This is a genomic window from Arthrobacter sp. zg-Y1143 (genome assembly GCF_030125565.1).
In the GTDB taxonomy this organism is placed as follows: Bacteria; Actinomycetota; Actinomycetes; order Actinomycetales; family Micrococcaceae; genus Arthrobacter_B.
In genome coordinates this window covers 23349-45125 of the sequence record NZ_JASKLW010000005.1, presented here as the reverse complement: position 1 = coordinate 45125, position 21777 = coordinate 23349, and the positions used below count along the sequence as shown (strand labels likewise).

At 66.5% G+C, this 21777-nt stretch carries 21 protein-coding genes and 1 tRNA gene; 6 read left to right on the top strand and 16 right to left on the bottom strand.

All coding sequences use genetic code 11. The annotated features are described in order from the left end of the window. Positions 1 to 40 precede the first annotated feature (40 nt). The gene (locus tag QNN98_RS06740; RefSeq protein WP_227926621.1) at positions 41 to 3439 is read right to left on the bottom strand and encodes a pyruvate carboxylase; all 3399 of its coding nucleotides are present in this window, start codon (positions 3437 to 3439) and stop codon (positions 41 to 43) included. Positions 3440 to 3718: 279 nt separating this feature from the next. On the opposite strand from QNN98_RS06740, the gene QNN98_RS06735 reads away from it, so the two are divergent. Then, positions 3719 to 4558, top strand: a complete 840-nt coding sequence (locus tag QNN98_RS06735; protein WP_227910823.1) for a ParA family protein — start codon at positions 3719 to 3721, stop codon at positions 4556 to 4558. Positions 4559 to 4676: 118 nt separating this feature from the next. Here the strand turns inward: QNN98_RS06735 and QNN98_RS06730 are convergent, their stop codons facing one another. From QNN98_RS06730 to QNN98_RS06715, 4 genes are all read right to left on the bottom strand, one after another. Continuing rightward, on the bottom strand, positions 4677 to 5258 hold the full coding sequence (locus QNN98_RS06730) for a MerR family transcriptional regulator (RefSeq protein WP_283996607.1): 582 nt from the start codon (positions 5256 to 5258) through the stop codon (positions 4677 to 4679). A gap of 192 nt (positions 5259 to 5450) precedes the next feature. After that, the gene (locus QNN98_RS06725) at positions 5451 to 5945 is read right to left on the bottom strand and encodes a bifunctional nuclease family protein (RefSeq protein WP_227910822.1); all 495 of its coding nucleotides are present in this window, start codon (positions 5943 to 5945) and stop codon (positions 5451 to 5453) included. A 2-nt stretch (positions 5946 to 5947) separates the two neighbouring features. Next, positions 5948 to 6697 (bottom strand): transcriptional regulator FtsR, encoded by a 750-nt coding sequence (gene ftsR / locus QNN98_RS06720; RefSeq protein WP_283996606.1) that lies wholly within the window; start codon positions 6695 to 6697, stop codon positions 5948 to 5950. Positions 6698 to 6716: 19 nt separating this feature from the next. Continuing rightward, positions 6717 to 7205, bottom strand: a complete 489-nt coding sequence (locus tag QNN98_RS06715) for an FHA domain-containing protein (protein ID WP_227910820.1) — start codon at positions 7203 to 7205, stop codon at positions 6717 to 6719. 515 nt (positions 7206 to 7720) lie between these two features. Between QNN98_RS06715 and QNN98_RS06710 the strand changes: the two genes are divergently transcribed. Further along, entirely contained in the window at positions 7721 to 8209 is a 489-nt protein-coding gene (locus QNN98_RS06710) for a hypothetical protein (protein ID WP_283996605.1), read from the top strand. Positions 8210 to 8352: 143 nt separating this feature from the next. Here the strand turns inward: QNN98_RS06710 and QNN98_RS06705 are convergent, their stop codons facing one another. After that, a complete protein-coding gene (locus QNN98_RS06705; protein WP_283996604.1) occupies positions 8353 to 9828 on the bottom strand; it encodes a collagen-binding domain-containing protein in 1476 nt (491 codons plus the stop codon). An 88-nt stretch (positions 9829 to 9916) separates the two neighbouring features. Beyond that, positions 9917 to 10279 carry a hypothetical protein gene (locus tag QNN98_RS06700; protein ID WP_283996603.1) on the bottom strand — a complete coding sequence of 121 codons (363 nt, stop codon included), beginning with the start codon at positions 10277 to 10279 and terminating at the stop codon, positions 9917 to 9919. A gap of 335 nt (positions 10280 to 10614) precedes the next feature. On the opposite strand from QNN98_RS06700, the gene QNN98_RS06695 reads away from it, so the two are divergent. From QNN98_RS06695 to QNN98_RS06685, 3 genes are read left to right on the top strand one after another with little or no spacing between them, the layout of a single operon-like run. Next, complete coding sequence (locus QNN98_RS06695) at positions 10615 to 11382, top strand: SDR family NAD(P)-dependent oxidoreductase (RefSeq protein ID WP_283996602.1); 768 nt, start codon at positions 10615 to 10617, stop codon at positions 11380 to 11382. A 48-nt stretch (positions 11383 to 11430) separates the two neighbouring features. Beyond that, positions 11431 to 11934: a helix-turn-helix transcriptional regulator gene (locus QNN98_RS06690; RefSeq protein ID WP_283996601.1), complete on the top strand. Its 504-nt coding sequence runs from the start codon at positions 11431 to 11433 to the stop codon at positions 11932 to 11934. Positions 11935 to 11944: 10 nt separating this feature from the next. Continuing rightward, complete coding sequence (locus QNN98_RS06685) at positions 11945 to 12355, top strand: VOC family protein (protein WP_283996600.1); 411 nt, start codon at positions 11945 to 11947, stop codon at positions 12353 to 12355. 6 nt (positions 12356 to 12361) lie between these two features. On the opposite strand, the gene QNN98_RS06680 is transcribed toward QNN98_RS06685, so the two are convergent. Next, positions 12362 to 13324 carry a PQQ-dependent sugar dehydrogenase gene (locus QNN98_RS06680; RefSeq protein ID WP_349643214.1) on the bottom strand — a complete coding sequence of 321 codons (963 nt, stop codon included), beginning with the start codon at positions 13322 to 13324 and terminating at the stop codon, positions 12362 to 12364. A 239-nt stretch (positions 13325 to 13563) separates the two neighbouring features. Between QNN98_RS06680 and QNN98_RS06675 the strand changes: the two genes are divergently transcribed. Beyond that, the gene (locus tag QNN98_RS06675; RefSeq protein WP_283996598.1) at positions 13564 to 14103 is read left to right on the top strand and encodes an alpha/beta fold hydrolase; all 540 of its coding nucleotides are present in this window, start codon (positions 13564 to 13566) and stop codon (positions 14101 to 14103) included. Positions 14104 to 14168: 65 nt separating this feature from the next. Here the strand turns inward: QNN98_RS06675 and QNN98_RS06670 are convergent. From QNN98_RS06670 to QNN98_RS06635, 8 genes are all read right to left on the bottom strand, one after another. Then, positions 14169 to 14242: transfer RNA gene (locus tag QNN98_RS06670), tRNA-Pro, on the bottom strand. 309 nt (positions 14243 to 14551) lie between these two features. Further along, complete coding sequence (der, locus tag QNN98_RS06665) at positions 14552 to 16114, bottom strand: ribosome biogenesis GTPase Der (protein WP_227910810.1); 1563 nt, start codon at positions 16112 to 16114, stop codon at positions 14552 to 14554. A 171-nt stretch (positions 16115 to 16285) separates the two neighbouring features. Further along, positions 16286 to 16987: a (d)CMP kinase gene (gene cmk / locus QNN98_RS06660; RefSeq protein WP_227910809.1), complete on the bottom strand. Its 702-nt coding sequence runs from the start codon at positions 16985 to 16987 to the stop codon at positions 16286 to 16288. Continuing rightward, on the bottom strand, positions 16984 to 18093 hold the full coding sequence (locus tag QNN98_RS06655) for a prephenate dehydrogenase (RefSeq protein WP_283996597.1): 1110 nt from the start codon (positions 18091 to 18093) through the stop codon (positions 16984 to 16986). The genes cmk and QNN98_RS06655 overlap by 4 nt, the downstream gene beginning before the upstream one ends. Before the next feature lie 3 nt (positions 18094 to 18096). Further along, positions 18097 to 19308 (bottom strand): pseudouridine synthase, encoded by a 1212-nt coding sequence (locus tag QNN98_RS06650; protein WP_227910807.1) that lies wholly within the window; start codon positions 19306 to 19308, stop codon positions 18097 to 18099. 25 nt (positions 19309 to 19333) lie between these two features. Then, positions 19334 to 19984, bottom strand: coding sequence for an SMC-Scp complex subunit ScpB (scpB, locus tag QNN98_RS06645; protein WP_442860324.1), 651 nt, complete (start codon positions 19982 to 19984; stop codon positions 19334 to 19336). Continuing rightward, positions 19981 to 20901, bottom strand: a complete 921-nt coding sequence (locus QNN98_RS06640; RefSeq protein ID WP_502864623.1) for a segregation and condensation protein A — start codon at positions 20899 to 20901, stop codon at positions 19981 to 19983. Before QNN98_RS06640 ends, scpB begins: the two co-directional genes overlap by 4 nt. Further along, positions 20879 to 21772 carry a ParA family protein gene (locus QNN98_RS06635; RefSeq protein ID WP_227910806.1) on the bottom strand — a complete coding sequence of 298 codons (894 nt, stop codon included), beginning with the start codon at positions 21770 to 21772 and terminating at the stop codon, positions 20879 to 20881. The genes QNN98_RS06640 and QNN98_RS06635 overlap by 23 nt, the downstream gene beginning before the upstream one ends. Positions 21773 to 21777: the final 5 nt, after the last annotated feature.

Below are 21777 nucleotides of genomic sequence, written 5' to 3'. Positions count from 1 at the left end.
AGTCTAGGCAGTCGGCCCCGCCGGTACATTTCCGCGGACCTCACTTGGGTGCGATCACCAGCAGGAGGTCCCCGCCCTGGACCTGCTCCACGGTGGAGATGGCCACCCTCTCCACGGTGCCGGCGACAGGTGCCGTAATGGAGGCTTCCATCTTCATCGCCTCAATGGTGGCCACCGTTTCCCCGGCGGCCACTTCGGCGCCTTCCTTGGCCGTGACGGTGACGGCTCCGGCGAACGGAGCAGCGACGTGCCCGGGCTCGGCCGGGTCGGCACGCTCCGCCGTTTTGCTGGAGCTCTCGATGCTCCGGTCCCGGACCGAGACGGGCCGCATCTGCCCGTTGAGCGTGGTCATGACCGTACGCATGCCCTTCTCATCGGGTTCGGACACCGCGTCCAGGGCCGCAATCAGCTTTACGCCCTTCTCCAGCTCAATGACATGCTCCTCACCGCGGCGCAGCCCGTACAGGTAGTCCCGGGTTTCCAGCACGGAAACGTCGCCGTAGGTTTCCCGGACCGTGGCGAATTCCTTCGCCGGGCCTGCGAAGAGCAGCCGGTTCAGGGTTTCCTGCCGGGTGGCGGAATCCGCCTGCAGTCCGGCCTTGTCCACCTCCGTCAGCTCAACGCGGCGGGGCTTGACCTCGCGTCCCTGCAGCGCCTTGGTCCGGAAGGGCTCGGGCCAGCCTCCCGGCGGGTCGCCGAGTTCACCGCTGAGGAAGCCGATCACCGAATCCGGGATGTCGTAGTTCTGCGGGTTCTCCTCGAAGTCTTCCGGGGAGACATTGGAACCGACCAGCTGCAGGGCCAGGTCCCCCACGACCTTGGACGACGGCGTGACTTTCACCAGGCGGCCCAGGATCCGGTCTGCGGCGCTGTACATGTCTTCGATGGCTTCAAACCGCTCGCCAAGCCCCAGCGCGATGGCCTGCTGGCGGAGGTTCGAGAGCTGCCCGCCGGGAATCTCGTGCATGTAGACCCGCCCGGTGGGTCCGGCCAGGCCCGACTCGAACGGTGCGTAGACCCGGCGCACTGCCTCCCAGTAGGGCTCCAGCGCCCCTACGTTCGCCAAGCTGATACCGGTCTCACGTTCGGTGTTGGTCAGCGAGGCGACCAGTGAGGACATGGCCGGCTGGCTGGTGGTTCCGGCCAGCGGCGCGCTGGCAACATCGACGGCGTCCACTCCGGCTTCCGCCGCCGCCAGCAGCGTGGCGAGCTGTCCGCCGGCGGTGTCGTGGGTGTGCAGGTGCACGGGCAGGTCGAAACGCTCCCGCAGGGCTGACACCAGTTTCGCGGCAGCGGCCGGGCGGAGGAGCCCGGCCATGTCCTTGATGGCCAGAATGTGCGCGCCGGCGTCCACCATCCGCTGGGCCAGGTCCAGGTAGTAGTCCAGCGTGTAGAGCGTCTCATCAGGGTTGAGCATGTCTGCGGTGTAGCAAAGCGCCACCTCGGCCACGGCTGTTCCGGTCCTGCGGACGGCCTGGATGGCCGGTTCCATCTGTGAGACGTCATTGAGCGCGTCGAAGATCCGGAAAATGTCGACGCCGGTGGCTGCGGCCTCCTCCACGAAGGCATCCGAAACCTCCGTGGGGTACGGGGTGTAACCGACGGTATTGCGGCCGCGCAGCAGCATCTGGATGCATACGTTGGGCAGTGCGTGCCGCAGTGCGGCCAGTCGCTCCCAGGGGTCCTCGCCCAGGAAGCGGAGGGCGACGTCGTACGTGGCACCGCCCCAGGCCTCCACGGAGAGCAGCTCCGGTGTCAGTGCTGCCACTGCCGGTGCGGCGGCGACAAGGTCACGGGTCCGCACGCGGGTTGCCAGCAGCGACTGGTGTGCGTCGCGGAAGGTGGTGTCGGTGACGGCCAGCGCGGTTTGCCTGCGCAGCTCCGCAGCAAAACCCTCCGGGCCCAGCTCCTGCAGCCGCTGCCTGGAGCCCGGCCGAGCCTCCGGCAGCGGGGACGGGAGCTTCTCTGCCGGGTCGATGTGGACGGCTGCTTCGCCGTAGGGCTTGTTGACGGTAACGTCCGCCAGCCAATTAAGCAGTTTGGTGCCGCGGTCCGCGGAGCCGCGCGCGTTGAGCAGCTCGGGGCGTTCCTCAATGAAGGAGGTGGCAACGTCGCCGGCCACAAAATCAGGATCATCCAGCACGGCCTGGAGGAAGGAAATGTTGGTGGCCACCCCGCGGATCCGGAACTCGGCCAGCGCCCGGCGGGCACGGTTCACGGCAATCGGGTAGGTCCGGCCCCGGCAGGTCAGCTTCACCAGCATGGAGTCGAAGTGCGGACTGATCTCGGCACCTGCGTAGACCGTGCCGCCGTCGAGCCGCACTCCGGCGCCGCCGGCTGACCGGTACGCGGTGATCCGTCCAACGTCGGGACGGAAGCCGTTGGCCGGGTCTTCGGTGGTGATCCGGCACTGCAGTGCGGCACCGCGCACCTGCAGCTCGTCCTGTGCCAGGCCCAGGTCCGCCAGGCTCTCCCCCGCCGCGATCCTCAGCTGGGACTGGACAATGTCCACGTCGGTGATTTCCTCCGTGACGGTGTGCTCCACCTGCACGCGGGGATTCATCTCGATAAAGACGTGCTGGCCGGCCCGCTCACCCACGGTGTCCACCAGGAACTCGACGGTTCCGGCGTTGACGTATTTCAGTGCCTTGGCGAACTTCACCGCGTCGCGGTAAAGCGCCTGCCGGATGTTCTCGTCCAGGTTGGGCGCCGGGGCAATTTCCACCACCTTCTGGTGGCGGCGCTGCAGCGAGCAGTCCCGCTCGAACAGGTGCACAATATTGCCCTCGTTGTCCGCCAGGATCTGCACTTCAATGTGCCGGGGGCGCAGCACCGCCTGTTCCAGGAAGACGGTGGGATCACCGAAAGCGGTCTCCGCCTCGCGCATGGCGGCCTGCAGCGCCTCCGGAAGCTTGTCCGCGGTATCCACGCGGCGCATTCCGCGGCCGCCTCCGCCCGCGACGGCCTTAACGAAGATGGGGAAGCCGATGTCCTCCGCCTCACCCAGCAGCTTCTCGACGTCGGCGCTGGGCTGGGTGGAGCGCAGGACCGGGATACCCGCTTCCCGGGCGGCGTTCAGGGCATGGACCTTATGGCCTGCCAATTCCAGGATGTCGGCGGCGGGCCCCACAAAGGTGATGCCGGCGTCGGCCGCTGCCCGGGCCAGCTGCGCGTTTTCCGACAGGAAGCCGTAACCGGGGTAGATGGCGTCGCAGCCGGACTCCTTGGCCACTCGGACGATTTCGTCCACATCCAGGTACGCCCGGACCGGATGCCCCTCTTCACCGATCAGGTAGGCCTCGTCGGCCTTTTGCCGGTGAATCGAGTTGCGGTCCTCGTGCGGAAATACGGCTACGGTCTTGGCACCGAGTTCATAGGCCGCCCGGAAGGCACGGATGGCGATTTCACCCCGGTTGGCTACCAATATCTTCGAGAACATGGGTCTCCTGCGTCTATTGCGGGCTGGGGCACCTGGACAGTACCGCCTGTATCGGATTCTACCTACGCTGTCGGGCCATCGGCAGAACGCACCGAAGCCCGCCTGCGGGCGCAACTCCGGGAGAACAGCGCTGCCTGGACCGTGCCGGGGCTCACACTGTGGCACCAGTGTAAGCGCCACCCCTGCAAATCCCTGATGCGAGGGTAACCGTAGTCCGTCACATAGAATGAGTGTGCAGCCTCCAGTGATTCCTAGACACGTTAGGTTTTGGTTCAACAAGTGCAAGTAGTGAGCATCAGCAGCCTGAAGGGCGGCGTCGGCAAGACCTCCGTCACTCTGGGTCTGGCATCCGCCGCGCTGGCCGCGGGCATTCCGACCCTGGTCGTGGACCTGGACCCGCACGCTGATGCAACCACGGGCCTGGGCGTCAGTGCGGGAAACCAGCTGGGCATCGGCGAGATGCTTCGCAGTCCCCGCCGGGTCCAGTTCAGCGACAACGTGGTGCCCAGCGGCTGGGTGGAGAACGCCCGCCGCCTGGCCAAGGACACCGGCAAGCGCCCCGTGCTGGACGTTGCCATGGGCTCGGCTTATTCGGGTATCTACGACCGCCCGGATCTGGGCAAGCGGGATCTCCGCCGCCTGACCAACCTGCTCTCCCGGGTCACCGGCTACGGGCTGGTCCTCATCGACTGCCCGCCATCCCTGAACGGGCTGACCCGCATGGCATGGACCGCCAGCAACCGGGTGCTGCTGGTTGCCGAACCCGGCCTGTTTTCCGTTGCCGGAACCGAGCGGACCATGCGTGCCCTTGAACTGTTCCGGGAGGAGTTCGCTCCCAACCTCGCTCCGGCGGGGATCATTGCCAACCGGGTCCGTCCCAGTTCCAATGAGCATGTTTTCCGGCTGGCTGAAATGAAGCAGATGTTCGGCGATCTGCTGCTTAGCCCCACCATTGCCGAGCAGGCCAACTGGCAGCAGATTCAGGGTGCAGCGCATTCCGTCCACCACTGGCCCGGCGAATCCGCCAAGCAGGCCTCCGGAACCTTTGATGCGTTGCTGAAGAACCTCATGGACACGGGCAGTGTGCGCAACCGCGTGATGCGGCGCCCGGTCGCGTAAACCAAGACAGCATCTGAGCATCCGCTGAGGATTCACCGTACAAATGCAGGAAGGCCACCCCGCGGGGTGGCCTTCCTGCATTTGTCATAGCGTTATTGCCGGCGCTGCCGGCAGGAGACTAGCTGATTTTGCGGGCGATCCGGCGCTGGCTCAGCTCGTCGCCGGGAAAGTCATTGACGTGTTCGCTCGGGAGCTGGGCCAGGCTGCCTTCAACCTCTCGCCACACGCGGCCGACTGCGATTCCGAAGACACCCTGTCCGCCCTGCACCAGGTCAATGACCTCGTCTGCGGAGGTGCATTCGTACACACTGGCGCCGTCGCTCATCAGGGTGATCTGCGCCAGATCCTCCACGCCGCGCTCCCGCAGGTGCTCCACCGCGGTACGGATCTGTTGGAGCGATACCCCGGTGTCCAAAAGGCGCTTGACGACTTTCAGGACCAGGATGTCGCGGAAACTGTACAGCCGCTGGGTACCGGAGCCGGCCGCACCGCGTACGGCAGGTTCAACGAGCCCGGTCCGGGCCCAGTAATCCAGCTGGCGGTAGGTGATTCCGGCGGCCTTGCAGGCCGTGGGACCGCGGTAGCCGGCGTCTTCATCCAGCACAGGCAGGTCCTCCGTGAACAGCAAGCCCTGCGCACTCTGGGAAGGGATGCTCCCCGGTGCTGCGGCATGCTGGCCGGCATCGCCTTTCGGACTCACTTGTGCCTCCTAGTAACGGTTCCCCTGGGGGTCGGCACTGGCCGGAGCTGTCGGGGCTTTCTCAGTGTCCCCCGAGAACTCCCCCGGTGCAATGGGAACTCTATGTCTTCGACGTTAGAACTGACGGGCACCAAGGTCAAAGAGGCGGCGGAACTTTCCGCAGCGTGTCGGACCCGGGGACCGGAAAAGCGTCTAGCGCTCGAAGTCTTCAGGCTCGACGTCGGCCAGGAACTCGCGGAACTGCCGCATTTCCTGCTCGGCGTTGTCCTGCTCTTCCTCGCCGTCGTCGTCAGCGTCGGCAATGCGGACGCCTGCCTCGTCAAGGACCTGGTCGGCGCAGTAAATAGGGCAGGGGATGCGCAGGGCCACTGCGATGGCGTCAGAGGCACGTGAATTGACCGCTGTGCCGTCCTCGAAGACGATCTCGGCGTGGAAGACGGTGTCCTCCACCGAGATCAGCCGGACGAGGCTGACCTCGCGCTTGAGCGCGTGGATGAGGTTCACCAGCAGGTCATGGGTCATGGGGCGCGGCGGGACAATGCCCTGCTGCACAAAAGCGATTGCGCTGGCCTCGGGCGCCCCGATCCAGATGGGCAGGTGGCGTTCCCCGTTTATTTCCTTGAGCAGGACCAGCGGTTGGTTGGACGGCAGTTCAATCCGGACACCCACAACTTCGACTTCCTGCATGCTCAGGACTCCATCCGCGCGATCTGGCCGTGGACCAGCGCACTGTGCAGGCTCAGGCACAGGTCGCTGATTTCCCGTGCGGTTTCGGCAGCTCTGGCTTTGGACGCAACGTCGCGCCGGGACGCAACCGGAGCAACCACACGTTCCACCAGGCCCAGTTCACGATCCGCTGCGGCACGGAAAGGGCGCAGGTGCCGCGGCTCGATGCCATGGGCTTCAAGCTGGGCGCACGCCTTGGCCACTTTCAGCGCGTGCTCGTCGTAGTTCTCATCGGCCGGCCCGATCAGGCCGTAGCTGGCCAAACTCCGCACCAGGTCGGCGCTGGCTCCGGATTCCTGCACCAGTTCGTCAAACGTCAGTGTCCGCGCGTGTGTTCGGGCCGACAGCTCTCCGGCCAGCTGGTCGGAAACAACTCGCGGTGCCAAGGACATCCCGCCGGGGAGGGATTCGGGCCGTTCACCCCGGTCGATCGCATCAAGGTAATCCTTGATGACCTTCAGGGGCAGGTACTGGTCTCGCTGGAGGGCAAGCACGAAGCGGAGGCGCTCGACGTCGGCGGTGCTGTATTTCCGGTAGCCGGCCGCCGTACGCTGCGGCGTCACCAGACCCTTTTCCTCCAGGAAACGGATCTTGGACGCGCTGATGGCGGGGAAATCCCCGCTGAGCTCGCCGAGTACTTCACCGATGTTCAGCACCCTGCCGCGCAGCCGTTCGGGTCCGGTGCTGCGCCTGACGGACTGAGATGCTGACATGACTACTACCTTATCTGCCCTACGCCTGTGCCGGCGCCTGGTTTCCTGCAGATGCGGGCCGGGCAGCATAGAAAGTCAGGCGGAACTTGCCGATCTGCACTTCGCTGCCGGTGCGCAGCAGCACGCTGTCCACGCGGTCGTTGTTGACATAGGTGCCGTTCAGGCTCATGGCATCCACTACCCGGAATCCTTCCGCAGTGCGCCGGAACTCCACATGCTTGCGGGACACCGTCACGTCGTCCAGGAAAACGTCCGCGTTGGGGTGCCGTCCTGCAGTGGTGACGTCCTGGTCCAGCAGGAAACGCGCACCTGCGTTGGGGCCGGTGTGGGCAATCAGCAGGGCGGAGCCCGCCGGAAGGGCCGCGACCGCGGCGCGCTCGTCCGGGGTGAGCTTAGGCTCCACCGTGGTGGAGTCTGAGATTGGCGGAAGACTGATGGATGTGGTGTCTTCCGAGCTGGGTTCCCGTCGGTCGCCCGTTCGTTCGGCGCTGTACTGCTCGCCCGCCATGTGCAATTTCCTCCCCAAAAAGAAAACTGATCAGCCAGTTGTCCTGGCTGACCCGGTTCCGATGACTGTTTCTGCCTTACCTGCTGTATTAGCCTACCCGCTGCCGGCCTCCAACGGCACTGGTTGTTCAGGGGCGTCGAAACATGCTGTCGCGCCGGGTCCCTTCCACCTCCGTCTGAGCGGTCGGATGAGGCGCTGCGGCGGAGCACTGTGTCGCCGGACCGGCCATGCCCCCCCTCTCGCCCTGCGCAACGCGGGGCGGTTCCAACTGGCCGGCGCCCTGCCGGCGCCCCGTCAAGTACGGGGGCCGGCAGGGACCTTTGCTATGGGAAGGATGGACCGGCAGAGCGTTCTACTCCCGAACTCCGCGTCGGCGAACGAAGTAAAGCCCGGCCGCACCGGCTGTCAGCATTCCGCCTGCGGCCAGCAGGCTGAGCGACGTACCGGTTGTTCCGGTGTTGGCCAAGCCTGCCCGTTCGGGCTGCGATGAATCCACAGCACCCATGCACGGAGGCGTGACGGCCAGGACCCTGTCAACCGTCAAGCCCGTTACGGTCAAGGAGGGGTCAGTTGCCGTCGAACTCGGCTCGGGGTCCGTCATCGGCGGGCTCGGCTCCGAGGTAGTCATCGGCGGGCTCGGCTCCGAGGTAGTCATCGGCGGGCTAGGCTCGGTCGTCGTCGGGCTGGGCGCAGGCTCCGTGGGTGTCGGGATCGGCGCCGGGACTGTAGGCGTAGTCTCCGGGACGCTTGACGTGGGCACGGGATCCGGATCGGTTGGCGTTGGTGCCGGCTCTGTAGGGGTGGGCACCAGCGAGGGGGAACACGTGGGTGTGGGGTCGGTGAGGGACATAAGTATGCCGTTTTCCAACGAAACGGCATTGCTGACCTGGGCCGAGGACGCCGGTTCAAGCGCGGCGGCGGACGGGGCGGTGGCCAGGGAGCCTGTCAGGGCGAACCCTGTCGCGAGGCTGCACATAGTAGTGACAATTAGGGCTCTTGAGTGACGTTTAGTGTGCATAGGCCAGAGGCTTGCACCTTGGTTTCCGCTCGACAACAGTAAATGCAGAAGTCCGCATGAGTTTCACGCTGACCCCACCCGCCACATAGGTAGTGCCTGCACCGATCCGTGCCTGGCGTGCGTTCCCGGCTATTCGCGCGATCCACGGCCCCGGGCAAGATAGATTCCCGTGCCTCCTGCCAGCACGAGCGCTGCGGAAAGCCAGCGCAGAGCCGCAGGCCCGGTACCAGTGTTGGGTAGCTGGGGCCGCACAGTCTGGGCCGGTAGCGGGTTGGCGGCTGGCAGACAGGCCCGAGTAGTGGTCGGTTCCGGAGTAGGCGTGATTGTCGGGGTCGGCGTGATCGTCGGTGTGGGAGTGGGCGTTGGGGTGGGAGTGGGCGTTGGGGTGGGCGTTGGGGTGGGAGTTGGGGTCGGCGGGCACGTCGTGGGGGTGGGCGTGGGCTCCGGAGTGGGAGTCGGCGTCGGAGTGGGAGTCGGCGTCGGAGTCGGAGTGGGAGTAGGTGTCGGATCTGCGCAGCTCAACGTGGTGGCGAACGCCTCACTGTGGATCTCGCGCGGTCCTGTCTCCCGCTCGTTCAAAGCCCCGTGGGTGAGCGAGCCCGCGATAATGTTTCCTTCAATGTTCTGGGTGGTGAGCCAAGCGACGTCCGCGTTCGGTGCATACAACGTTCCCTGCAGGGCGGCCCCTCCCGTGGCGGTAACACTGGTGGCGAAAGGGAAGTTCCACATGATATACGGTGCTTGGTCCCGGCCTATGCCGGCAAGGTTCGGGGTGGTTCCGTTGAACGAGGTCCCAGAGACATTGACCAGCAATGGTGTGGCCGCGGTGGGCTGGTTGGTGAAGGTAAGGACGTCCAGGGCGTCCAGTTCCTCGGCCGTGAGGTTCAGGACGTTGGTCTGGCCTTCCACGAGGGTGATGTAGGCGTTGGTCCCGGCAGCCACCGGACGGGGCAACGGATCGCCGTTGGCGTTGCGCAGTGCCAAGGTCTCGGTGCAGGCCCCCATCTCCTGGGTGAGCGCCCGGTATTGGGTGAAAGCGCCGGGAATGTCGACAATGCCCTCGGTCGCGGCGACGGATGCGGGAGTCTGGCGGACCGTGCCATTGATCTGGGGCGTGGACGTGTACGGCTGACCGAACTCGGTCAACCGGTAATTCACTTGAGCGCCGTTCGGGTCCACGTCGTACGCCGTGTAGGTGCTCGTGTCCCCGACCTTCGTGGTGCCCTGGTTCACGCTGACGATTGACCCGTTGTCCGGCCAGGCGATTCCTCCCCCGACCCAAAGCGACACCGGAGCCGGATCACCGGGTGCAGTGGGTGTCTGGAGTACTTCCGAAATGGCGATGTTGTAGGAGGTGCTGAAGCTCAGGTTCCCTCCAGTTGCGATGGAACCTTCCGATTCATCTGCATTGATGGCCGTATTTCCTTCCACAAAAACGAGGAATCCTGAGTTTGCCGGGGCGGCGTCGTTGATCCGGACAGGATTGACCGGCGCCAGTGCCGCGGCCGCGGGAGCCGTGAACAGCGTTCCTGCCACTGCAAGCCCTGCCGCCAGGCTGCAGACGGAAGGTAGGACCAGGGCCTTACGGAGCTTCAAATTTTGCATGCACCGAGGCTTCCATCCCGCCTTTCACCCTGCAACCGAAACGGTGGTAATGGATGCTTCGGGACCCGGATCCAAAGAAAGCGGGCAGCTATGGCGCCTCTACTGTCTGCTGATGATGGATCAACTGAGGCCAACCCGCGTCGAGAAGGTAGCTGGACAGCATCACGGCCCGGTACTCGTCCGCTCCCCGGCTGCCCGTGAACCTGTACGCGATGCTTGCTGTGTCGGCCGTACCGAAGTACCAGAACGGGTCGATATCGATCCGGGCCCAGGGAGCGGAGGCTTCAATGGCTGCAACGCATTCCCCCTTGTTGAGCACGGCACCGGGGACGATGACCAGGGCGTCCCGGTGCAGCAGGTCCTCATATGCCGGTGCACCTTCCAGGGCCAGCCGCCGTTCCAGACGGACAAGCTCCTCCCGTGCGAGCTCCGTTGGGATGTTGTCACTCATGTCCCTCCACCCACTCAACGAGTTGGACTATCAGACCGTTCGGATCCCGATACTGCGCAAACCGCTCGCCCCAGGGTTCGGTTTCCGGAGGCGTGACGACATCTATGCCCCGTGTACCAGCTGCTCATGGACTCCGTCCAAGCCCTCTACGACCAGCACCTGCAGCAGGCCTTCCAGCAGCGGTCCGCCGGTTTCCGGTGACAGGATAATGCGCCGGCGGCGGCACCGGAAGCGCGCTGCCCCTTAACCTCCGCCGGGGCAATAGCGCGGCCACGGGTGACACTGGTGTTCCCGGCCTGCAAGGTTGCGGGATAGAGCTGACCGAAGGAGAAAACATGCCGGTTCAAGGATCAGTTGCAGTTGTCTACGGAGCCGCGGGCGCCATCGGCAGCGCGGTGGCTTCGGCCTTCGCCGCCCGGGGCGCCCGGCTCTTCCTGGCGGGCAGGACGGACGAGCACCTGTCCCGAGCCGCCGCGGAGCTTCGGGACCTCACCGCCGAGCCGGTGTCGACGCACGTGCTGGATGCCGCCGATCCTCTGGCGGTGGAGGACTTCACCAGGGAGGTAATCTCCTCAGCCGGACGGATCGACGTCGTGATCAACGCCGTCGGAATCCCGCTGGTGCAGGGAATCCCACTGCTGGAGATGCCGCTGGCCGACCTCCTGGACCCGCTCACGGCCTGGCCGCGGACACAGTTCCTGACCGCGCGGGCAGCGGCCCGGCACATGGTCCGGCAGCAGGCGGGGACCATCCTGACCCTCTCCGCCTCGCCCGCCCGGATGTCGCTGGCGGGCGTGGGCGGATTCGCCGCGGCCTGCGCCGCCGTCGAGGCCCTGACGCGTACACTGGCGGCCGAGCTGGGCCCCTCAGGTGTACGCACTGTTTGCCTTCGGCCGCAGCGGATCGCCGAAACACTGGGCGACACACCCGATCTGCCGATGCCGGTGAGCGAATTCCGGACCTTTCTGGAATCCCTGACCAGCAGTAAAACCCTGCCGACGCTCGACGACGTCGCCCGCGCGGCGGTTTTCCTGGCCGATGGCGGGGCCGAGGCCATGAACGGCGCCGTGCTGAACCTTAGCTGCGGCATGAGCCCGGATTAAGCGGTGGGCAACCGGGACACTGGTCCGGCGGTGCGCAAAAATAGGCGTATGGATTCGGAGGACACGGGTTCGGCAAGCACGGGGTCGGCAGGTGCAGCTTCGGCAGGTGCAGCTTCGGCAGGCACCCGGTCGCGGCGACTGGAGAACATCACGCTGATCCGCCGCGTTCGGGACCGGATCGACCGGGAGTATGCCCGGCCCCTGAATGTGGAGGAGCTGGCGCGCGGGGTGTATCTGTCCGCGGGACACCTCAGCCGTGAGTTCCGCCGCATCTATGGCGAGTCGCCGTATTCCTACCTGATGACCCGGCGGATTGAGCGCGCCATGACCTTATTGAGGCGCGGGGACCTCAGCGTGACGGAGATCTGCTTTGCGGTGGGTTTCTCCTCGCTGGGCACCTTCAGCACCCGCTTCACCGAACTGGTGGGGGTGCCGCCCAGCACCTACCGGCGCAGCCATGCTCCGGACGCGGCGGGCATTCCACCGTGCCAGGCGAAGCAGGTGACCAGACCGGTCAGGAATCAAGAAGCGCACGCTGGCGCCCGCGCGTAGCGTTTCGAGCATGAACCTCAACATTCATTACACCTTCCTTCCACAGACCAACGCCGAAGCCGCTCTGGGCTTTTACCGCGATGTCCTCGGCTTAGAGGTGCGCAACGACGTCGGCTACGAGGACATGCGGTGGATCACCGTTGGCCCCGTGGACCAGCCGGAGACTTCCATCGTGCTGCAGCCGCCGGCTATCGATCCGGGGATTACCGACGCCGAGCGGCAGACCATCCTGGACCTCATCGCCAAGGGTGTGTATTCGTCCGTGACGCTGGCCACCGATGACCTCGACGGGTTGTTCGCGCGGCTGGAAGCGGCCGGGGCCGACGTCGTCCAGGAACCCATCGATCAGGACTACGGTGTGCGCGACTGCGCGTTCCGGGATCCGACCGGAAACCTGATCCGGATCAACCAGATCGTTTAGCCGCCGTCACCCTTCCGGCTCCAGCCGGAGGACGCGGTCATCGTCTGGGCCTGGGCTTCCGCGGCCGTCAGTGTTGTTGGTGAGCACCCACAGGCTGCCGTCCGGTGCATTCACGACGTCGCGCAGCCGGCCGTACTCTCCGGCGAAGTACTCCGCGGAGCTGCCGGGGTCGCTGAGCGGAACCCGCCGCATGCGCTGGCCCCTCAGGTTCGCGATGTAGGCGTACCCGTTGGACACCGCCATCCCGCTGGGGCTCGCATCGTCCGGCGTCCACTGCTGCACCGGGTCAGTGAAACCGGCTTCCCCGGTGATGCCCTCTGCTTCAGGCCAGCCGTAGTTTTGGCCGGGAACAATCACGTTCAGCTCATCCCAGGTGTCCTGCCCGAATTCGGTCGCGTAGAGGACACCATTGGCGTCCCAGGCAATTCCCTGCGGATTGCGGTGCCCGTAGCTGTACACGAGCGAGCCGGGGAAGGGATTGTCCCCGGGCGCGGCGCCCTCGGGCGTCATCCGCAGGATCTTGCCCGAGACGGATTCCAGGTCCTGCGCGCTGGCGCGGTTTCCGGCGTCGCCCGTGGTGGCGTAGAGCATGCCGTCCGGGCCGAAGGCGATGCGTCCTCCGTTGTGGACCGGACCGGCGGGAATCCCGTCCAGTACCGTATCCGGCGGCCCCAGCTGCAGCGATCCGGCTGTTCCGACCAGTTCCCGCCGTTCAATCCGGTTCTCTTCCCCAGCGGTCAGGTAGGCGTAGAGGAACCCGTCCCGTACAGCAATCCCCAGCAAACCGCCCTCTCCCCTGCCTGCTGCATCGGCGACGGTTCCAACTTCGCGGCTGGTGCCCTCGCCGTCGAGCTCCAGGATCCGGCCGGAGTCGCGTTCGCTGACGAGCGGGACGCCTTCAAAGAACACGATGGACCACGGGGTGTCGAGGCCGGTGGTGATGGTGTCCGGGGCGGCAGCTCCAGACATAACCGTGGCCGGTGCCGGCGTTGCCGGGAGCGGCGTTCGCTGTCCGGTTCCGTCCGTTCCTGAACAGGCCGTAACCCCGGCCAGAGTCAGCACTGCCACAGCCGCTGCAGTTTGCCTGCTCCGCATCCCTTGTCCGTTCTCATGCCTGTTCCAAATGCCCCGCGTCCCGGTCCTGCCCGGGACCCGTACCATATCCGCTGCTTTCGTTGGAAAATAGCGGTACGGGAATGGAGCACCATATGGAAATCCTCTTTATCCATGGTGCCGGCGGCTGGGAAGATGACCAGCCGATGGCCGAGGCACTGTACGAACTACTGGGAGTACCTGTGTCGGCGCCCCGCTTTCCGGACGAGGACATGTCCGCAGCGGCCTGGCGCAGCGAAATCGAACGGCAACGGGCGGCCCTCGGGCCGGAACTGGTGATCGTAGGCCATTCATTTGGAGCGTCCATGGCCCTGCAGCACTTCTCGGGCAGCCGGCCGGGCAGCGGGCCGGGCGACCCTCCGCTGGGACTCGCCCTCCTGGCCATGCCGTTCTGGGGCGCAGAGGGCTGGCAGGCGGAGTACGCCCTGCCGCCCGAAGCAGAACTGCCGGCGGGCCTGCCGGTCTGGCTGCACCACTGCCGGGACGACGACGTCGTGCCCTTCGGCCACCTCGGGCGCCACGCTGCCCGGCTGCCACACGCCCGGGTCCGCGGCCATGCGACGGGCGGGCACCAGTTTCGCGGCCGGATGACCGCGGTGGCCGATGACCTGGCGGCGCTGGGGCCGCAGCCCTGAGTCGGTGCATATGGGCTTGTTAACGACAAAAGCCTGACGAAACTTGCGTTTCATCAGGCTATCTGTCGGGTTGACAGGATTTGAACCTGCGACCCCTTGACCCCCAGTCAAGTGCGCTACCAAGCTGCGCCACAACCCGTTACCCGGCCGGTTTATTTCCGGCCGAACCAACTCGAATACTCTACATCATAGTTGGCAAAAGTCCCGAATCGGCACGTACCCTCCCGAACAAATCCCTCTGCGGCAGCCCGGCGGCCGGGAAATCCGCCTACTGTACAGCTCCTGCTGTCCGGAGGTCCCGAAGGCAGCGTCAGCTGTACAGGAGACGGCCCGGGAGCGGTTCCGCGCCGCCTCCAACGCGGCGAGGTGTCCCGCAGAACGCGAAACCCCGGCCCCGCTCGCCCAGAAGGGAAGCCGGACCGGGGCACAAGACGCCGGAACTGACGGTTTAGCGCTTGCTGTTCTTGCCGCGCTTCTCGCGCACCCGCATGGAAACCTCAATCGGCGTTCCTTCGAAGCCGAAGGTTTCGCGCAGCCGGCGGGTGATGAACCGGCGGTAGCCCGGGTCCAGGAAGCCGGTGGTGAACAGTACGAACTTCGGCGGGCGGGAGGACGCCTGCGTGCCGAAGAGGATGCGGGGCTGCTTGCCGCCGCGGACCGGGTGCGGGTGCGCGGCCACAAGCTCGCCCAGGAAGGCGTTGAGCTTGCCGGTCGGGATGCGCTTGTCCCAGTTTTCCAGGGCGGTGTCCAGGGCGGGCACCAGCTTGTCCTTGTGCCAGCCGGTCTTGGCCGAGATGTTCACGTGCGGGGCCCACTCCACGTGGGCGAGGTCGCGCTCGATTTCGGTCTTGAGGTAGCGGCGGCGGTCGTCGTCGAGCAGGTCCCACTTGTTGAAGGCGAGGACCAGTGCGCGGCCGGATTCGATCGCCAGCTGCAGGATGCGAACATCCTGCTCGCTGAGGACCTCGTCCACAGCCAGCAGCACGACGGCGACCTCGGCCTTTTCCAGCGCGGCCTGGGTACGCAGCGAAGCATAGAAATCCGCACCCTGGGCCATGTGCTGGCGGCGGCGGATGCCTGCGGTATCCACGAAGCGCCAGGTACGGCCGCCCAGTTCAACCATTTCGTCCACCGGGTCGCGGGTGGTGCCGGCGAGGTCGTCAACAACCACGCGCTCGGATCCGGCCAGCTTGTTCAGCAGTGAGGACTTGCCCACGTTCGGGCGGCCGATCAGGGCGATGCGGCGCGGACCGCCGGAGCGGTCCAGTCCGCCGTAGGCGGAGTACTCCGGCAGCACGTCCAGGACGGCGTCCAGCATGTCGCCGGTGCCGCGGCCATGCAGGGCCGAAACCGGGTACGGCTCGCCGAAGCCCAGGCCCCAGAGGGACGAGGCGTCGGCTTCGTTCTGGATGTCGTCCACCTTGTTGGCGACGACGACGACGGGCTTGCCCTTGCCGCGCAGCATCCGCACCACGGCTTCATCCGTGGCGGTGATGCCTACGGTGGCATCAACCACCAGCATGACGGCGTCGGCGTGGTCGACGGCGATCTCGGCCTGGTCGGCCACGCGGGCGTGGATGCCGCGGGCGTCGTGTTCCCAGCCGCCGGTGTCCACAAGGGTGAAGTTCACGCCGTTCCAGGTAGCCGGGTAGGACACCCGGTCGCGGGTGACGCCGGGGGTATCCTCGACAACCGCTTCGCGGCGGCCCAGGATGCGGTTCACCAAGGTGGACTTGCCGACGTTCGGGCGGCCCACAATGGCCACCACGGGATCCTGGCGGAGGGGTGCGTCTTCGTCGAATTCGTCAAAGCCGCCGTCCAGCAGGGCAGCGTCTTCTTCGTCGAGCTCATAGTCGTCAAGACCGGCGCGGAGGGAGCGGGCGCGAACCTCGGCCTCGTCGTCGTCGATGGCTGCGAGGCGCTCGTTGACCGAGTCGGTTCCTGCGGGGATGTACTCCTCCGCGGAGGCCCAATCACCGGCGGTGTCGTCGTTGAGAGGTTTTCCGTTCATAGAATTGCTTTCTTTCCGTTGAGGTCTGCAGCACTGCGCGTACAGGCCGTCGCCGGACGTTCAGCCCGGTAAGTGTGCGGGAGGATCCGCGCGGCATTGCCGCGCCGGCCCTCCTCCCATTGAAACACGGGCAGGTGCCCGTGTTCGGTGCCGGAACCCCGGCGGGGGTGGTTAGTGGGTGCTGGCGTAGACGACGTCGAGCACCGCGGCAACGGTCTCTTCGAAGTCCAGGTCGGAGGAATCGATGGTGACGACGCCGTCGGCGGCCTGCTGGAATTCCACCACCGTGGAGTCCTTGGCGTCGCGGACCAGCACCTGTTCCTTCAGGGCGGCGGCGCTCTGCGTTCCGCCGAGCTGGATGCCGCGGCGGCGCAGACGGGCTTCTTCGCTGGCCGTGAGCAGGATGCGGACCTCGGCGTGCGGCGCCACCACCGTGGTGATGTCGCGGCCTTCGGCCACAATCCGCAGCCCCGAATCCCGGATCAGCTGCTGCTGCCGGCGGACCAGTTCGGCCCGGGCGCCAAGCGTCGTTGCCACGGCGCTGACCGAAGAGGAGACAGAGGGTTCCCGGATGGCGTCGGTGACGTCCCGGCCGCTGACCCGGACCCATTCCTCGTTCGGAGAAACGCTCAGGGCAATGTCGGCGCTTTCGGCAGCCGCTTCCACGGCCACCGAATCGGTCAGGTCGATTCCGGCTTCCATGCAGGAGAGGGTCACGGCGCGGTACATGGCGCCGGTGTCGAGGTAGGCAGCGTGCAGCCGGCGGGCCACCTCGCGGCTGATGCTGGACTTGCCGGAACCGGACGGCCCGTCAATGGCCACCACCAGCGGCTTGCCCTGCCGGAACTGGGCCGGATCAATCTTGGAACTCACTGCACTACCTTCCACCCGCGGGCGCTTAATTCAGAAACAAGGTCATTCATCCGGCCGGGCAGGACGGAAATCTCCGCCCGGCCCACCTGGCGTCCGGAGGCATGCTCCAGGCGCAGGTCTTCCAGGTTCACGCCGATCTCACCGATTTCGGTGAGCAGCCGGGCGATCTGCCCGGGCGTGTCATCCACCAGGACGGTGAAGGACACAAAGGACTGGGCCGGGCCGCCGTGCTTGCCGGGAATGCGGGCCTGGCCCACGTTTCCCTCGGCAATCAGCTGGGCCATGTCCAGCCGGGCACCGTCCGCCACCGGATCCTCCAAGGTCCGGATCAGCCGGTTCAGGTCCTCGCGGACCCCGTGCAGGATGGGCACCAGCCGGTCCGCATTGCCGCTGAGGATCTGCACCCACAGCCGCGGGTCGCTGGCCGCTATCCGGGTGACGTCCCGCAACCCGTTCCCGGCCAGGGCCAGGGACTGCGGCGGGGTTTCCTGCAGCCGGCTGGCCACCAGGGAGGCCATGACCTGCGGCAGATGAGAGGTCAGGGCCACCGACGCGTCGTGCTCCTCCGCGGACATCCGGGCCACCACGGCACCCAGGTCATATGCCAGGGCCTCCGCGCGGCGCACAGCTTCCGGGGCCGCTTCCACCGGCGCACAAATCACCCACGGCATGCCGTTGAACAGCTCCGCACGCGCAGCAACCGGCCCGGATTTCTCCCGGCCCGCCATCGGGTGTGTGCCCACGTACCGGGACAGGTCGGCGTCGTAGCCGCGCAGGTCCGCCAGCACTGCCGACTTGACGCTGGCAATGTCGACGACGACGGCGTCCGGCCAGTCCTTGAGCGCGGCCGCCGCGAGGGACGCGGTGACGTCCGGCGGTGCGGCAACCACCACCAGCGAAGGCGCAAAGCCTTCGCCCACGGTACCGAGCAGCCGGCCGGCGCCGATGTCGCGGGCCACCGCCTCTGTGGAGGGAGAGATGTCCGAGAGCACCACATCCACGCCGCGGGCGGAGAGCCCGAGGCCGATGCTGGTGCCCAGCAGTCCCGTGCCGGTGATCAGCACGGATCCGGACAGGTGGGTGCCCCCGTCAGCGGCAGCGGCCATGGCCTACAGTCCTACGGAAGCGAGGAGGTGTCCCACCTCGGTGCGGCCGAGGACGCGGATGCTGCCCTGGCGCTGGTCACCCAGGCTGATCGGGCCGATCTTGGTGCGGACCAGGCGCTCCACCGGGTGCCCGACGGCGTCGAACAGGCGGCGGACAATACGGTTGCGGCCTGAGTGCAGGACGACCTCCACCAGGATGTGCCCGGGGGTGGAGTCCACCAGCTTGAAGGAGTCGACCTTCTGGAAGCCGTCTTCCAGCTCAATGCCCTCGCGCAGCTGCGCGCCGACGCCCTGGCCCATGGGTCCGCGGACCTGGACCAGGTAGGTCTTGGGCACTTCGAAGGAGGGGTGGGTGAGCCGGTTGGTCAGCTCGCCGTCGTTGGTCAGCAGCAGCAGGCCCTCAGTCTCGTTGTCGAGGCGTCCCACGTGGAACAGGCGTTCGTGCTTGCTGGAGGGCTTGAGGTAGTCGCTGATGCACGGACGGCCTTCGGGGTCCTCCATGGTGGAGATAACGCCGCGCGGCTTGTTGAACACGTAGTACTTCTGGGTTTCGTCCAGCTGCAGGCGCATGCCGTCAACGTGGATGGCAACGGTGGCCGGGTCAACGCGGACACCGAGCTCGGTGACAACCTCGCCGTCAACCTCCACGCGGCCTTCGGCGATCATTTCCTCGCACACGCGGCGGGAGGCGACGCCGGCACTGGCCATGACCTTCTGCAGGCGGACGCCCTCGGGGTTGTGGTGCTCGGAGATGACCGGCGCGGCAGGGCGGCGGGTGGTGGAACGGCGGACCGGTCCCAGGTTCTGGCCGAAGCGTTCGTTGCGGAAGGCACGGTCCCCGCTCTTGCGCTGGCCGGCCTGCGGGCCGCCGAACTTTCCGGCACCGGTTTTGCCGGCACCGGGGCGGGCGCCGCCGGACTTGGGCGCACCCGTGCGGGGGGCGGACTTGGCGGAACTGTCGCCGAAGGCCTTCACGGCGTCTGACTTGAACTTCTCCGGACGGACCTCGGGGGCGGGGCGGTAGCCGTTGGCGCGGTCTTCGCCGGGCTTCAGGCCGGAGCCGGAGCGGGGTCCGCCGGTACGGGAGGAGCCGGGCTTCGAGCCGCGGCCGCCGCCCTTGCCGCCGAAGGTCTTGCCGCCGGCGGGGCCACCGGCACTGCGTCCGCCGCCGCGGGGGGTGTTGCGGCCGGATCCGGAACGGGGTGCTGGGGTCATGAGTAAGTCCTTTGGGGTCTAGCGGTTAGTAAGTAGTGTCTTCAAATTCGGCCAGGTTTTCCAGCCCGGGCAGGTGCGGTGCAATCTGCGGAAGTTCGTCGAGGCTCCCCAAGCCAAGCCGTTCCAAAAAGTACGGCGTTGTCCGGTACAGCAGCGAACCCGTAATAGCTTCGGTGCCGGCGTCGACGATCAATCCACGCTGAACCAGCGTGCGGACCACCGAATCGACGTTTACTCCCCGGATCGCTGAGACCCGGGCCCGGGAGACGGGCTGCCGATAGGCAATCACCGCCAATGTTTCCAGTGCGGCCTGCGACAGCCGTGCACTCTGGCCTTCCAGTACAAACTTCGACACAACGGGCGCAAAGTCAGCGCGGGAAAAAATCCGCCATCCGCCTGCTACGTCGCGGAGTTCAAAACCACGCGGTGCGCCCTCGGGTCCATCCCCAGTATAGCCGTCATACTCACGCTGCAGTTCCGTCAGGGCCGCGAGCACCTCAGGCTCGGGAACTCCGATCACTGCGGCCAGCTCCGCCGGCGCGGCGGGTTCGTCCACAACCATCAGCACCGCTTCGACTGCGGCCTTGACTCCGCCGGGCATGCCGGCGATGTCCGGGATGCCGGTTTCGGGCCCGGCACCGTTGACACGCCACGTGTCCTGGTTGGCAGTCGTCATGCCTGCGCTCCTTCTGTATCTGCGGCGGCGCCCGGTCCTGGGCCGTCATATTCGTCCGTTATGTCCCGGGCCGAGGGGTCGCCGCCGGTCCAGGTGATGCGCAGCTCACCCAGAGGTGCCTGCTGTTCGAAACTCACTGTGCCGTCCCGGAACATTTCCAGCAGCGCCAGGAAACGCGCCACCGCCACCGGACCGTCGGCGTCGGACACCAGCGCAGCGAATGTGGCGGCGCCTTCGGCGAACAGCCGGCCGGCAATGATGCCGCCCTGCTCCCGGACGCTCGTCTTGGGGGCGTGCAGGTGCTCCAGGCCCACAGTGGGCGGTTGTTCGTCCCGGGGCTGCAGGGCACGCTCGGCCAGGTCGGCGAACTGCCGGGGCGTGGTGCGCCAGATTAATTCCGGGAGCATGGCGGCAAAGTGCGGGTCCAGGGAGACCTGCCGCGGGAAGCGCCGGGCCTCCTCCTGAAGCCGCTCCCCCATCCGGGAGGCCATCTCCTTAAACGCCTTGTACTGCAGCAGGCGTGCAAAGAGCAGGTCGCGGGCTTCCAGCAGCGCCACGTCCTCTTCGTCTTCGACGTCGCCTGCCGGCAGCAGGCGTGCGGCCTTTAGGTCCAGGAGGGTGGCGGCAATAACCAGGAATTCGCTGGCCTCGTCCAGTGCCACTTCCGGCCCGGTTCCGAAGAGCTCGCGGATGTAGCCCAGGAACTCGTCGGTGACGGCCGCCAGGGCAATCTCGGTGATGTCCAGTTCGTGCTTGGAGATCAGTCCCAGCAGGACGTCGAAGGGTCCGGTGAAGTTTGCCAGCCGTACTTCGAAGCCGCCGCGTTCCGGGGCATCGGAGACCTCGGCGGCCTTTGCTGCGCCCGCTTTGGCAGCCGCCGCGCCGCGCGCCGGCTTAGGGCGCGCCGCCGCGGGCAATCAGTTCCTTGGCCAGGCGCCGGTAGGAGTCGGCCCCGGGGTGGTTCCCGGCGTAGGTGGTGATCGGCTCGGCGGCCACGGTGGCGTCGGCGAACTTGATGGTCCGCTTGATGACCGTTTCGAAGACCTTGTCGCCGAAGGCTTCCACCAGGCGGGAAATGACTTCACGGCTGTGCAGTGTGCGGGCGTCGTACATGGTGGCCAGCACGCCGTCCACCTGTAGGCCGGGGTTGAGCCGGTCCTGCACCTTCTCGATGGTCTCCACCAGCAGCGCTACGGCGCGCAGTGCGAAGAATTCGCAGATCAGCGGGATGATCACGCCGTGCGCGGCGGTCAGCGCGTTGACCGTCAGCAGGCCCAGGGAGGGCTGGCAGTCGATGAGGATGACGTCGTAGTCGTCCGAGACCCGGCGCAGCGCGCGTTCGAGCACCTGCTCGCGGGCTACCTCGTTCACCAGCTGGACTTCGGCAGCGGAGAGGTCGATGTTGGCCGGCAGCAGGTGGATGTTCTCGATGGAGGTCTCGTGGATGGCCTCGCGGATGTCCACCTTGCGGTCCATCAGCACGTTGTAGACCGTCAGGTCCAGCTCGTGCGGGTTGGCGCCCAGGCCTGCGGACAGGGCTCCCTGCGGGTCAAAGTCCACCAGCAGCACGCGGCGGCCGGCTTCAGCCAGGGCAGCACCGAGGTTGATGGTGGAGGTGGTCTTGCCGACCCCGCCCTTCTGGTTCACCATGGCAATGATCCGGGCAGGACCGTGCGAGGTGAGGACGGGAGGTTCGGGGAATTCAGTCAGGGGACGTCCCGTGGGGCCCATGGTCGAGTCGGTTGCGGTTGCGTCCTGCAGAGTCGATGAACTCTGATCGATGCTCACGTATT